This window comes from Bacillus sp. TH19 (assembly GCF_016651075.1).
GTDB classification, from domain to species: Bacteria; Bacillota; Bacilli; order Bacillales; family Bacillaceae_G; genus Bacillus_A; species Bacillus_A mycoides.
Window position 1 is genome coordinate 1,390,085 of sequence record NZ_JAEKEO010000007.1, and the last position, 12,953, is coordinate 1,403,037.

Annotated in this window: 13 protein-coding genes and 1 riboswitch; of the genes, 8 read left to right on the forward strand and 5 right to left on the reverse strand. The window is 36.2% G+C overall.

Annotation, left to right across the window (positions count from 1 at the left end; genetic code table 11):
* The first annotated feature begins 61 nt into the window (after positions 1-61).
* Positions 62-1,180 (forward strand): tripeptidase T, encoded by a 1,119-nt coding sequence (locus JFU54_RS11035; protein WP_201064391.1) that lies wholly within the window; start codon positions 62-64, stop codon positions 1,178-1,180.
* Between the two features lie 51 nt (positions 1,181-1,231).
* Here JFU54_RS11035 and JFU54_RS11040 read toward each other — a convergent pair whose 3' ends face one another.
* Entirely contained in the window at positions 1,232-1,432 is a 201-nt protein-coding gene (locus JFU54_RS11040; RefSeq protein WP_002138267.1) for a hypothetical protein, read from the reverse strand.
* 159 nt (positions 1,433-1,591) lie between these two features.
* Here JFU54_RS11040 and JFU54_RS11045 point away from each other — a divergent pair, with 159 nt between their 5' ends.
* The gene (locus JFU54_RS11045) at positions 1,592-2,830 is read left to right on the forward strand and encodes a DNA polymerase IV (RefSeq protein ID WP_002033973.1); all 1,239 of its coding nucleotides are present in this window, start codon (positions 1,592-1,594) and stop codon (positions 2,828-2,830) included.
* Here JFU54_RS11045 and JFU54_RS11050 read toward each other — a convergent pair.
* The 3 genes from JFU54_RS11050 to JFU54_RS11060 all read right to left on the reverse strand — a co-directional run bounded on the left by JFU54_RS11050 (position 2,823) and on the right by JFU54_RS11060 (position 6,702).
* Positions 2,823-2,972 carry a hypothetical protein gene (locus JFU54_RS11050; protein WP_162014387.1) on the reverse strand — a complete coding sequence of 50 codons (150 nt, stop codon included), beginning with the start codon at positions 2,970-2,972 and terminating at the stop codon, positions 2,823-2,825. The two genes, JFU54_RS11045 and JFU54_RS11050, sit on opposite strands and share 8 nt — an antisense overlap.
* Positions 2,973-3,048: 76 nt before the next feature.
* Positions 3,049-5,754 carry a magnesium-translocating P-type ATPase gene (gene mgtA, locus JFU54_RS11055; RefSeq protein ID WP_201064395.1) on the reverse strand — a complete coding sequence of 902 codons (2,706 nt, stop codon included), beginning with the start codon at positions 5,752-5,754 and terminating at the stop codon, positions 3,049-3,051.
* 331 nt (positions 5,755-6,085) lie between these two features.
* Positions 6,086-6,253: riboswitch (M-box (ykoK) riboswitch) on the reverse strand.
* Positions 6,254-6,450: 197 nt separating this feature from the next.
* Positions 6,451-6,702: a DUF3932 family protein gene (locus JFU54_RS11060; RefSeq protein WP_000665712.1), complete on the reverse strand. Its 252-nt coding sequence runs from the start codon at positions 6,700-6,702 to the stop codon at positions 6,451-6,453.
* A gap of 189 nt (positions 6,703-6,891) precedes the next feature.
* Here JFU54_RS11060 and rnz point away from each other — a divergent pair, with 189 nt between their 5' ends.
* From rnz to sdaAA, 4 genes are all read left to right on the forward strand, one after another.
* A complete protein-coding gene (rnz, locus tag JFU54_RS11065; protein WP_002014952.1) occupies positions 6,892-7,815 on the forward strand; it encodes a ribonuclease Z in 924 nt (307 codons plus the stop codon).
* Positions 7,816-8,367: 552 nt separating this feature from the next.
* A complete protein-coding gene (locus JFU54_RS29715; RefSeq protein ID WP_158080567.1) occupies positions 8,368-8,514 on the forward strand; it encodes a hypothetical protein in 147 nt (48 codons plus the stop codon).
* 45 nt (positions 8,515-8,559) lie between these two features.
* Positions 8,560-9,219 (forward strand): L-serine ammonia-lyase, iron-sulfur-dependent subunit beta, encoded by a 660-nt coding sequence (gene sdaAB, locus JFU54_RS11075; RefSeq protein ID WP_002088527.1) that lies wholly within the window; start codon positions 8,560-8,562, stop codon positions 9,217-9,219.
* An 18-nt stretch (positions 9,220-9,237) separates the two neighbouring features.
* A complete protein-coding gene (gene sdaAA / locus JFU54_RS11080) occupies positions 9,238-10,116 on the forward strand; it encodes an L-serine ammonia-lyase, iron-sulfur-dependent, subunit alpha (protein WP_002033842.1) in 879 nt (292 codons plus the stop codon).
* A gap of 57 nt (positions 10,117-10,173) precedes the next feature.
* Here sdaAA and proI read toward each other — a convergent pair whose 3' ends face one another.
* Positions 10,174-11,013 (reverse strand): pyrroline-5-carboxylate reductase ProI, encoded by an 840-nt coding sequence (gene proI, locus JFU54_RS11085; RefSeq protein WP_002066991.1) that lies wholly within the window; start codon positions 11,011-11,013, stop codon positions 10,174-10,176.
* Between the two features lie 165 nt (positions 11,014-11,178).
* Between proI and JFU54_RS11090 the strand changes: the two genes are divergently transcribed.
* A complete protein-coding gene (locus tag JFU54_RS11090; protein WP_002014957.1) occupies positions 11,179-12,132 on the forward strand; it encodes an MBL fold metallo-hydrolase in 954 nt (317 codons plus the stop codon).
* A 9-nt stretch (positions 12,133-12,141) separates the two neighbouring features.
* The gene (locus JFU54_RS11095; RefSeq protein WP_002129013.1) at positions 12,142-12,936 is read left to right on the forward strand and encodes an SDR family oxidoreductase; all 795 of its coding nucleotides are present in this window, start codon (positions 12,142-12,144) and stop codon (positions 12,934-12,936) included.
* The last annotated feature ends 17 nt before the right edge of the window (positions 12,937-12,953 follow it).

Here is a 12,953-nt window from a genome sequence, read left to right on the forward strand (position 1 = left end):
CGAAATTCTGTTATAATTAATGTTGTTACATACATAATGGTAGTGCAGGAGGCGCAGTCTTATGATTAATCAAGAACGTTTAGTAAATGAATTTATGGAGTTAGTACAAGTAGATTCTGAAACAAAATTTGAAGCAGAAATTTGCAAAGTGTTAACAGAGAAATTTACTGCTTTAGGTGTAGAAGTATTTGAGGATGACACGATGGGTGTGACTGGCCATGGTGCAGGTAACTTAATTTGTACTTTACCAGCAACAAAAGACGGTGTTGATACAATTTATTTCACTTCTCATATGGATACAGTAGTTCCTGGTAATGGAATTAAGCCTTCTATTAAAGATGGATATATCGTATCAGATGGTACTACAATTTTAGGAGCCGATGACAAAGCTGGATTAGCATCTATGTTTGAAGCAATTCGTGTCTTAAAAGAGAAAAACATTCCTCATGGTAAAATTGAATTTATTATTACAGTTGGAGAAGAATCTGGTCTTATTGGCGCAAAAGCGTTAGATCGCGAGCGCATTACAGCAAAATATGGTTATGCATTAGATAGTGATGGAAAAGTTGGTGAAATTGTAGTTGCAGCGCCAACACAAGCGAAAGTGAATGCGATTATTCGCGGGAAAACAGCTCATGCTGGCGTAGCACCAGAAAAAGGTGTATCTGCAATTACTATCGCAGCAAAAGCAATCGCAAAGATGCCACTTGGTCGTATCGATTCTGAAACAACTGCAAATATTGGACGTTTTGAAGGTGGTACACAAACAAATATCGTTTGCGATCATGTTCAAATCTTTGCAGAAGCTCGTTCTTTAATAAATGAAAAAATGGAAGCACAAGTTGCAAAAATGAAAGAAGAATTTGAAACAACTGCAAAAGAAATGGGTGGTCATGCAGACGTTGAAGTAAACGTTATGTATCCAGGATTTAAGTTTGCTGCTGGCGATCACGTTGTAGAAGTTGCGAAACGTGCAGCTGAAAACATTGGTCGTACGCCTTCTCTTCACCAAAGTGGTGGCGGAAGTGATGCGAACGTAATCGCAGGACATGGTATCCCAACAGTTAACTTAGCAGTTGGTTATGAAGAAATTCATACAACAAATGAAAAAATTCCTGTTGAAGAATTAGCGAAAACAGCAGAATTAGTTGTAGCTATTATCGAAGAAGTAGCGAAGTAAGTAATAAAGTCAAAAAGACGTGTGAACCAATTATGGTTTACACGTCTTTTTTTATTTTGATTCAATTGCTTTCACAAGGCGGATAAGCCAATATAGGAAAATCCATGGCAGTATATAGGTTGTTACGATACTTAGTAAGCGTGGAAGGAGCCCTGCTACGTTTATATCAAAAATAGGAAGTAATAAATAATTAATTAAGAGGACTAATATAATAATGAGAAATGTATAGTTGAGTTTACTATTTGATTTCACAATAGATCACCCCTTTTACAATAATATCCATATTTAATATAAAGTATAGCAAAAATAAGGATAAAAAAAGAATAAGGATAAAAAGAATAAGTAATTATTATATTGTACATGAATTTGATATAATGAAAGAACAAATGTTCTTTGGAAGGGGTGAGTATAATGCGAGAAATGTATCCGAAAAATGGACGTGTTATTTTACATGTAGATATGAATTGTTTTTTCGCATCTGTTGAAATTGCTCATGACCCATCATTACAAGGAAAGCCATTAGCGATTGCGGGGAATGAAAAAGAGAGAAAAGGGATTATCATAACATGTAGTTATGAGGCGAGAGAATATGGAATACGTACGACGATGCCTCTATGGGAAGCGAAGCGATTATGCCCGCAATTAGTTGTGAGGCACCCTAATTTTACATTATATCGAGAAGCTTCATTTCAAATGTTTCAAATTCTTTCCCGTTTTACAGAACAAATACAACCGTTTTCTATAGATGAAGGGTATTTAGATATTACAGATTGCTATGCGCTCGGTTCGCCTCTTGAAATAGCGAAGATGATTCAACAAGCGTTACTAACAGAGTTACAGCTTCCATGTAGCATTGGGATTGCCCCAAACCTTTTCCTAGCAAAGACTGCTTCAGATATGAAAAAACCTCTTGGAATTACAGTACTTCGAAAACGTGATATCCCAGAAATTATTTGGCCACGATCAGTTGCAGAGATGCATGGAATCGGAGAGAAAACAGCTGAAAAACTAAAAGACATTCATATACATACAATTGAACAGTTAGCAAAAGGAGACGAGCATATCATTCGCGCTAAAATTGGAAAGCACGGTGTTGATTTACAAAAACGTGCAAAAGGTATGGATGACAGGGAAGTTGATCCGAATCAAATGGGACAACATAAAAGCGTTGGAAATTCGATGACTTTCTCAAAGGATATGGACGAAGAAAAAGAATTACTTGATATGTTAGAAAGATTATCGAAATCAGTAAGCAAAAGGCTACAAAAACGAACTCTCGTTAGTTATAACATTCAAATTATGATTAAATACCATGATCGTCGCACGGTAACACGGAGTAAACAATTGAAAAATGCAATATGGGAAGAACGGGTTATTTTCCAAGCAGCATCACGTTTATGGAAGCAACACTGGGATGGTGATTCTGTTCGTCTGTTAGGTGTTACAGCTACTGAATTAGAATGGAAGACAGAATCAGTGAAACAGTTAGATTTGTTTTCATTCGAAGAAGATGCGAAAGAAGAGCCGTTACTTGCTGTTATTGATCAAATTAATGAAAAGTATGGAACACCTCTTTTACAGAGAGGTAGTCAATTATTGCGTAAGCAAGAAAAGTCGTTTCAGCAAAAATTAGAAAATAAGTTTATGTAGAAGGTTTTAGAGATTTAAACCCTTCTTTTTTAGATGGAAGAGAGGATCCAGCCATTCGATGTCTCCATTGTCTTTCCATTCCGATGCAAGCTCCTACAATAATTGCTATAAATAACCTTAATACGATGTCATACCATATCATCATGGTTACCTCCATGTATATAAGTACATGTTATATTTTTTGAGAATGAGTGAGAAATACCCACTCATTCTCATTTTTACAACCAGCTGTGGAATTTTTTAATATAAAGCTTTTTCAGGAATTGTGTTAAGAAAGCATAACCTAATAATATTCCTATGAGCCACGGGAAGTAGCTTAGTGGTAATGCTTGTAAACCAATTGCTGCACCAAGTGGTGAGAATGGAATGTAAATTCCGATTGCCATAATACAAGCGGTTAATATAAGAACTGGTATTGATGCTGTACTTTGAATGAACGGAATTTTCTGTGTTCTAATCATATGGACAATTAATGTTTGAGTTAGCAACCCAACGACAAACCAACCAGATTGGAATAGCGATTGTTCTCCAGGTGTATTTGCACCGAACACATTCCACATGACAACGAATGTGATAATATCGAATATAGAGCTAATTGGACCGATGCAAATAATGAAGTTACGCAAGTTTGCAGTATCCCATTTTCTAGGCTTCTCTAGAAATTCCTTATCCATTTTATCCCATGGAATTGAAAGCTGTGAAATATCATAAAGTAAGTTTTGAATTAAGAGATGAATTGCAAGCATCGGTAAAAATGGAATGAAAGCACTTGCCACTAATACACTAAATACATTTCCAAAGTTAGAGCTAGCTGTCATTTTTATATATTTTAAAATATTGCCGAAAGTAGTGCGTCCTTCTAAAATACCTGCTTCTAATATAGTTAAACTTTTTTCAAGTAAAATAATATCGGAAGATTCTTTTGCAATGTCAGTAGCAGTATCAACAGATATTCCAACATCAGCATCACGTAGTGCAACGGCGTCGTTAATACCATCCCCCATATAACCTACAGTATGACCATTACCTTGCAATACGCGAATGATGCGGGACTTTTGCATTGGATTTAGTTTTGCGAACACTGTTGTTTCTTCTGCCAGTGTTGCTAATGTTTTATCTGGTAAAGAATCAATTTCGTAACCGAGGACAGGCTCACCTATATTTAATCCCACTTCTTTACAAACTTTTTTTGTAACAATTTCGTTATCGCCTGTTAAGATTTTCACTTGTACGCCATGTTTTTGCAATGCTTGAATTGCAGAAGCAGCAGATGGTTTAGGTGGATCTAAAAAGCCGATATATCCAGTAAGGATCATAGCGGATTCATCTTGTACTGCATAAGTTTTATGATAAGGTTTGTTATCGTTCTTGTATGCTACAGCGATGACACGCATTCCTTCACTATTTAAAGTTTCGCTAAGATGTTTTACATTTACTCTCATTTCTTCAGTGAGAGGGACAATTTGTCCATCAACTTCAGTGTAGTTACAAATTGATAAAATTTCTTCTACGGCACCTTTACAAACCATTGTATGTTCACCTAAAATATTTTTCACGATGACAGACATGCGACGCCGAGCAAAATCGAATGGAATTTCATCTAGCTTTTGAAAAGCTGATGGATCAAAGTTATGGTTCTCCTCTGTATGTTCAATAACAGCTTTATCTATTAAATTTTTCAATCCAGTTTGATAGAAGCTATTTAAATAGGCAAAGTGTAATACACGATCGCATTCATTTCCGTTAGGATCTAAATGACGAACTAGGACAACTTTATCTTCTGTTAAAGTTCCAGTTTTATCTGTGCAAAGAATGTTCATAGCACCTAAGTTTTGAATTGAGTTGAGCTGTTTTACAATTACTTTTTGTTTAGACATGTTCACGGCGCCTTTAGCTAAATTAGCAGTTACAATCATTGGCAGCATTTCAGGTGTAAGGCCAACTGCAACAGCAATAGCAAAGAAAAAAGCTTCTTGCCAATCTCCTTTTGTGAATCCATTAATGAGAAGGACAATGGGTGCCATAATAAGCATGAATGTGATTAAGAGCCAACTTACTTTGTTTACGCCTTTATCAAAATTTGTTTCTGCACGTTTTCCGATAACCTTTTTTGCTAAAGAGCCGAAATACGTATCCGTACTAGTTGAAACAACAACAGCTTTTGCGCTACCGCTAACAATATTTGTACCCATAAAGCAAAGGTTTTCCATATCGAGCGGATTGTAATTTTTTTTCATGTTTTTCGGTAATATATGTTTATTTTCCGTATGGTAGCAGTTTTCGTATTTTTCTACAGGAAGTGCTTCCCCGGTTAAAGAAGACTGATTAACAAATAAATCTTTTGCGGATAAAATACGCACATCAGCTGGCACGATATCACCAGCTGAAAGTGAAATAATATCGCCAGGTACAAGTTCTTCAATTGGAATTTCTGTTGTGTAATTTCGATTTAAATTTGTTACGTTTTTTGTTTCGTGTACAAATCCATCTATTCTAAAGACACTCGCAGTTGTTCGAACCATAGCCTTTAACTTATCCGCCGCTTTCTGAGAGCGGAATTCTTGTAAAAAGCGAATCGTTGCACTTAGCAGTACCATTACAGATACGACAATTGTTCCTTGTATATCATCTGTGAAAAAAGAGAGTGCTCCAAGAGCTAACAAAACAAAAATAAATGGATTTTTAAATGCCAGCAGAAATTGAATGTACCACGGCAATGTTTTATTATGAGCGATTTCGTTCGGACCATATAAAGAAAGTCTACGAGACGCTTCTTGTTTAGAGAGTCCATCTTGTGTTGTTTCTAAGAGTTTTAACGCAGAGTTTACATCCTGTGTTGCAACTTCCACTAATAATTCGTTATTTGCTTTCATGCTATCTTGATCGTAAGCATGCTTTGTTTCTTGTCTTTGTAAATTTAACATTGGTAGTTCCTCCTCTTTCATGAAGGAGGAAACAATCTGTTACTCGACTATTTAAAATTGGGAGGAACAGTTTCTTTCCTACCTACATGGTGAAATATTAACGTAAAACATATGGGTATCTGGGCCGAATCATCACTTACCACTGTTCCTCACCTCCGTACAATTAGTAGTTTCTGAATATGCTATGTTTGTTTCATAGTAAGGTGCATAAAGATATAAAAAAGACCTTTACTTAAAACGAGTAAAGGTCTGAATTCGTAGTCAAAAAGAGTCAACAACAAAGACTGTTAGTAAACATAGATAAAAACAGTTTTTGTGTATGACAAAACATACGCACCTCTCCCTCGTTGAGTTTTAGCACTGTATAGCATAGGTACTGAAACCAGCTACGTTAAGAAAGGCCTTCATTCCGACCTTTCCTGTTGACCCATTGGCGTCTCTCGACATTTTTGGGCAGCAGCGTTTCTCTATACAGGAGCCTCACCTAACAGAGACCATATTCAATTACACGTTGAATATTAGCACTGTAAAATCGTAGTGTCAATATCTTTTTAATCTATTTTTTTTGAAAAATCAAATAGATTTATGATGGCTATATAGTAGGAAATAAGCGGAGTTTTTTGAAATAAGGCGGGAAAATAAATACTTTAATGAACATAAATAAAAAGCACTGATTACAGTGCTTTTTATTATAGATTATGAGATTGTAGGATTTTCAAAAATAACAATTTCTGAGTTACTTGTTGTTGAAACGCGTTGTGCGTAATATGTTAAAGCTGAAGAAATATATGTTGGTAACGTCTCATTTGTATGTGATGTTGTATATTCATGGATTAATTCTTTTAAAGTCGTCCATTCTAATTGTGCTGGGTGATCAGAAACGAAAGAACTTACCCAGCGATCAAATGAAGATGAAAAATCAGTTTGTAAACGAAATACTTCTTTCATAATAAAACGCTCCCTTAAAATGTAGTACAATCATTTTACCACAAAATACGAACGATAGCTAAATTTTTTAAGTATAATGTTCGTGTTATATAGTTGTCTAGATGATTGGTTATACAAATTCAATTTGCCATTTGAAATAACATTCCGTAAGATGAAAGATAGATTATATAAAGAGCTGGAGGAAAGAAAGTGGAATTTGTATTTTTAGGGACTGGTGCAGGTGTTCCTTCAAAAGGAAGGAATGTTTCAGCAATTGCTTTGCAGTTGTTAGAAGAACGAGGACAGACTTGGTTATTTGACTGTGGCGAGGCGACGCAACATCAAATACTACATACGTCTGTACGTCCACGCCGCATTGAAAAAATATTTATTACGCATTTACATGGCGATCATATTTTTGGATTGCCGGGTTTATTGGGTAGCCGTTCGTTTCAAGGTGGAACAACAAAATTAACAGTGTACGGACCAAAAGGAATTAAACAATTTATTGAAGTGGCATTATTAGTAAGTACGACACACGTTAAATATCCACTTGAAATCGTTGAGATTACGGAAGAAGGTATTGTGTTTGAGGATAATGAATTTTGTGTAGAAACAAAAAGGTTATCACATGGAATTGAATGCTTCGGATATCGAATTGTAGAGAAAGATATACAGGGAGCTCTTTTAGTGGATAAGTTACTGGGAATGGGTGTGAAACCTGGTCCAGTTTTTAAACGCTTAAAAGATGGTGAAGTAGTTGAATTAGAGAATGGCACAGTGTTAGATGGAAAAGATTTTATTGGCCCACCTCAAAAAGGAAGAGTTATTACAATTTTAGGCGATACACGATATTGCGAAGCGAGTAGAGAGCTTGCGCAAGATGCTGACGTACTTGTTCATGAAGCGACTTTTGCGGCAGAAGATGAACAACAAGCGTATGATTATTTTCATTCCACATCTAAGCAAGCTGCGAGTATTGCACTTCAGGCAAATGCAAAACGCTTAATATTGACTCATATTAGTTCTCGTTATCAAGGAGATACATATAAGGAATTATTGAAAGAGGCAAGAGAGCTATTTTCTAATACAGAAATAGCTACGGATTTAAAATCATTTCCAGTAGAAAGATAAGAATGTTGTGAAAAAATGGTGACGATAGGTTGCCATTTTTTTTATTTCTAAAAAAATTAAAAATAAAACTGTTATCATTTTATTTTTATATAGGATGACACAGAAAGTTTTAATGATGTGAAGATATAGGATAAAAATACATAATACCGATCATTTAGAAAAACTGTTATATAAGTCAGACGACATACGAGTGGTACAAGTAGCAAAAATGGATTTTTATTCAGAACTTTTAAAATTCATTAAAAGTAAGCGTTTTATTAAAAACAAGCTATAATGAGGGCAGATTATAATTTATTGTAGGCTACATGCGTTTTAGCCATTTGTCATAACAAGTGAAGTTGACTAAATCGTGAGAGAGCAACATGGAAATTATAATAGGAAGGATATTACTATTATTTGTACTAAGTCTTTTTTCACTTTTTAGCTTTAAAATATCAAAAGGTATGAAAGCAATGGGAGTTTCACTTGTTTATGCTATGCTTGTAAGGGGTTCTGTGTTAAACTTTGGATTGCTACCAGACTTTATTGTGGACTATCTTATATTATTTTTAAATGCAGGTAATGCTAAGTTTCTTATTTATTATTATAACTGGTATTATTTCAGGATATATTGCTTCACTGTTATTCAAAAACTATCCAATTCTTACAGCGGAACAAATTCGTGGTACGACTGGAACAGCAACCGATTCGGTAGCTTAATAGAATAGTAAATAATTTTTTCATAGAGGTTTAGGGGGAGTTATGATGAAGTATCGCTCAGTGTTTGATATTATTGGTCCGGTTATGATTGGTCCATCAAGTTCACATACAGCAGGCGCGGCAAGAATGGGGCAAGTTGCTCGTCAGCTGTTTCGTCATGAACCAGAGAGAGTTAGCATTTCATTATATGGTTCATTTGCAAAAACATACCGTGGTCACGGTACGGATGTAGCGCTAATCGGTGGAATACTAGGATTTGAAACAGATGATTTACGTATTCCAAGTGCGTTAGATATTGCAAAAGAACGCGGGATTGAAGTGGAATTCATTGAAGAAGATGCAAATGCTCCGCATCCAAATACAGCGAAAATTCGTCTGTATAAAGGTGAAGAGGAAATTGAAGTTGTTGCTTGCTCAATTGGTGGCGGTAAAATTGAAGTTGTAGAATTAAACGGATTCGATCTTCAATTAACAGGCACGAGTCCAGCACTACTTATTGTAAATAACGATCGCTTTGGTGCTATCGCAGCTGTAGCTTCAATCCTTGCTAAGCATGAGATTAACATAAGTACAATGAGTGTTTCTCGTAAAGAAAAAGGAAGAAGAGCGCTTATGGTCATTGAAACAGATGAATTATTAGCAGATGAAGTAATTGCGGAAATAAATGGGCAACAAAATATTTGTCAAGTAACTATTATGGATTAATTGCAGGGGGGACACACCATGTTTCGGAACGCAGCGGAACTAGTGGCGCAAGCTAAAGAACAAAATGTAAAAATCGCAGAAATTATGATTCAATGTGAAATGCAAACAAGAAATATCTCACGTGAAGAAGTAATTGCTGGAATGGAAAAGAACTTAGTCGTGATGGAACAAGCAGTAGAACGCGGTATTCGTGGTGTAAAATCACCGACTGGTTTAACTGGCGGGGATGCTGTGAAAGTCCAAGCGTATATGCAGAGTGGAAAAGGCTTATCTGGAGATACGATTTTGGACGCAGTGAGTAAAGCTGTTGCGACAAATGAAGTAAATGCGGCGATGGGAATTATTTGTGCAACACCAACAGCAGGATCTGCTGGAACAGTGCCAGGTGTACTGTTTGCACTGCAAGAAAAATTACAGCCGACACGCGAAGAAATGATTGAATTTTTATTTACAGCAGGAGCTTTCGGTATGGTTGTTGCGAATAATGCTTGTATTTCTGGCGCGGCAGGAGGTTGCCAAGCTGAAGTAGGTTCAGCAAGTGGAATGGCAGCTGCAGCAGCAGTTGAGATGGCTGGTGGAACACAAGATCAAGCAGCTACAGCGATGGCGATTTCATTAAAGAATATGCTTGGTTTAGTATGTGATCCTGTTGCAGGGCTTGTAGAAGTACCTTGTGTAAAACGTAATGCAGCAGGAGCTGCGAATGCCATGATTTCAGCTGATTTATCATTAGCTGGTGTAACTAGTACAATTCCATGTGATGAAGTCATTGAGGCGATGTTTAGAATTGGACAAACGATGCCAGTAGCACTTCGTGAAACAGCAGAAGGTGGCCTTGCAGCAACACCGACAGGTCGTCGTTTGCAAGAAGAGATTTTTGGTAAGAGTAATAACTAAAAGCATATCATATGATTAAAGTAAAAACGGAGCTCAAATAAAGTTGAGCTCCGTTTTTTATTTTTCTTTTGCTATTTCTTCTAATGTTTTTCCAAGATCGTGTGATCGTTTCGTTGCTTGTGTAATACATGAGATTAATGCTTGTTGAAAATTATGCTCCTTTAATACTTCAATACCTGCTTCAGTTGTTCCGCCAGGAGAAGTAATTTCTTTTCGCAAAATAGAAGGGTGTTTTTCGCTTGCTTTTAGCATTTCAGCAGAACCAATCATCGTCTGAAGAATAAGAGATTTTGCAACATCTTCTTTTAAACCAATTTTTTTTGCTGCCTCTTCCAGTGCCTCTACCACGTAATAAATATAAGCTGGTCCACTTCCAGATAATGCAGTGATAGCATGCATATCTTCTTCTTCTACAACAGAGACGAGACCAATCGTTTCAAATAAAGATGTTGCAGTGCGAATATGTTCCTCCGTTGTGTGTTCTGAAGGTGAGATAGCGGTAGCGGATTTTAAAATGGCTGCAGATGTATTTGGCATTGCACGAATAATCGGAACGTCTTTTTGAAGTAGGTTTCTAATTGAATGAGTAGAAACACCTGCTAATAACGAAATAATAAGCAAGTCATTATTTATGTATTCTTTAAGAGGAATAACCGCTTCTGCGACATCTTTTGGCTTCATAGCTAGAAAAAGAATATTTGCATCAGCAAGTAATTCCTTTTTATTATGTGTACCTTTGACACCGTATTTTTTATGTAACTCCTGTAATCTTGTCTCGTTAGAACGATTACTTACAGTGACGTGTTCTCCCTTAACAACATTTGCGTTTAATAAACCACCAATAATCGCTTCGGCAATAGAGCCTGCACCGAGAAAGGAAATGTTTTGCATAGACATGATGTGCCTCCTTTAAATTTGGTTAGAAATACTTATAAATGTACATACATTCGTTTGTTTATGGAAAAGACCTCTTTTTATCTGAAAATAATGACAAATTTATAGGGAAGTTGTAAACTGAAGAGGTATTCATTTTTGAACCGGAAAAAGACAGGGGGGCTAAGCATGACGGCGATTCATCGAATGGAGATTCCTGTTCCATTTGCAGTTGAGACAGTGAATGTGTTTTTAGTTGAGGGAGAAACATTAACGTTAATTGATACAGGGACAAATACAGAAGAAGCAAAGAAAGCACTAGAAAGTCAATTAGGTGCATTAGGGTATAAGATAGAAGATATTGAAACGGTAGTGATTACGCATCACCATGCGGATCATTGCGGACTTTTAAATACATTTTCTGAAAAAGTAAAGATTATCGGACATCCTTGGAATGAACCGTGGATTACACAGAATGCTGAATTTTTAAAGAGGTATCATGAATTTTTTAAAGAGACAGCCTTGCAGTTCGGCGTTCCAGCAGTATTTCTGAATGGTGAGGCGTTATTGACGACGAAGACACTTAAATATTCTTGTAATAGATCGTTAACACATACCGTGAGAGAGGGAGATCGTATAGATTCGTTACCTGGATTTACAGTGATTGAAACCCCGGGTCATGCTTCCACTCATATTTCATTATATAGAGAATCTGATGGAATATTAATTGGTGGGGATGCTCTCATTAGTCATATTTCTTCAAATCCAATATTAGAACCACCATATGAAGGGCAAACAGAAAGAGCGCATCCTTTATTGCAGTACAATCAAACGTTAAAACGTTTAAGTGAAATGAATATTTCACGGATTTTATCAGGGCATGGGGAAGATGTTCTGAATGTGAAACAACTTATTGAAACAAGGTTACAAAAGCAAGAGACACGTGCTTTTAAAGTGCTTGAACTATTAAAGGAAAAGCCAATGACAGCATTTGAAGTGTGTGTAAAACTATTTCCGGTATTATATAAAGAGCAATTGCCACTTACTATCTCAGAAACTGTTGGACAATTAGACTTTTTAGCATATAATCAACAGGTGATGATTGATGAATCTTCACAACAATTGATTTATTATGCAAAGTAGGTGACAGCAATGACGGGACGTTTACAAGAAAAAGTAATCGTCATTACAGGTGCTTCTAGTGGAATTGGAGAGCAAGTTGCAATGCAGGTTGCAGAGCAAGGGGCGACGCCGGTATTAATGGCTCGAACAGAAGAGAAGCTACAAGCATTAGCAGACAAAATTAAAGTAACTTATAATACGCCTTGCTATTACTATGTATTAGATGTAAGTGAAGAAACGAAAGTACAATCTGTTTTTTCAAAGGTATTACAAGAAGTAGGACGTATTGATATATTGGTAAATAATGCTGGGTTTGGTATTTTTAAAACGTTTGAAGATGCTTCAATGGATGAAGTAAAGGATATGTTTCAAGTAAATGTATTTGGATTAGTAGCTTGTACGAAAGCAGTATTACCTAATATGGTAAAAAGGAACGAAGGACAAATTATTAATATTGCTTCATTGGCTGGAAAAATTGCAACTCCGAAGTCGAGTGCTTATGCAGCAACAAAACACGCTGTATTAGGATTTACGAATAGTTTACGTATGGAGTTATCTAACACAAATGTGTATGTAACAGCAATTAACCCAGGACCGATAGAAACGAACTTTTTTGAAATAGCCGATCAATCAGGTACATATGTGAAAAATATGGGACGTTACATGTTAAAACCAACATATGTAGCAGAACAAATCGTAAAGGCGATGCAAACGAAAAAACGTGAAGTAAACTTGCCGAAGTGGATGGGAATGGGGCCAAAGCTCTACGCATTATTCCCAGGTTTATTTGAACGCGTTGCAGGCAAATCATTAAGTAAAAAATAGGAGATTTCCATATGGAA

Bases quoted from the DNA above. Each gene is read 5' to 3' on its own strand.
- JFU54_RS11035 (WP_201064391.1), top strand. From the start codon at position 62: ATGATTAATCAAGAACGTTTAGTAAATGAATTTATGGAGTTAGTACAA.
- JFU54_RS11045 (WP_002033973.1), top strand. From the start codon at position 1,592: ATGCGAGAAATGTATCCGAAAAATGGACGTGTTATTTTACATGTAGAT.
- JFU54_RS11050 (WP_162014387.1), bottom strand. From the start codon at position 2,972: ATGATATGGTATGACATCGTATTAAGGTTATTTATAGCAATTATTGTA.
- mgtA (WP_201064395.1), bottom strand. From the start codon at position 5,754: ATGTTAAATTTACAAAGACAAGAAACAAAGCATGCTTACGATCAAGAT.
- JFU54_RS11060 (WP_000665712.1), bottom strand. From the start codon at position 6,702: ATGAAAGAAGTATTTCGTTTACAAACTGATTTTTCATCTTCATTTGAT.
- JFU54_RS29715 (WP_158080567.1), top strand. From the start codon at position 8,368: ATGCAGGTAATGCTAAGTTTCTTATTTATTATTATAACTGGTATTATT.
- sdaAB (WP_002088527.1), top strand. From the start codon at position 8,560: ATGAAGTATCGCTCAGTGTTTGATATTATTGGTCCGGTTATGATTGGT.
- sdaAA (WP_002033842.1), top strand. From the start codon at position 9,238: ATGTTTCGGAACGCAGCGGAACTAGTGGCGCAAGCTAAAGAACAAAAT.
- proI (WP_002066991.1), bottom strand. From the start codon at position 11,013: ATGTCTATGCAAAACATTTCCTTTCTCGGTGCAGGCTCTATTGCCGAA.
- JFU54_RS11090 (WP_002014957.1), top strand. From the start codon at position 11,179: ATGACGGCGATTCATCGAATGGAGATTCCTGTTCCATTTGCAGTTGAG.
- JFU54_RS11095 (WP_002129013.1), top strand. From the start codon at position 12,142: ATGACGGGACGTTTACAAGAAAAAGTAATCGTCATTACAGGTGCTTCT.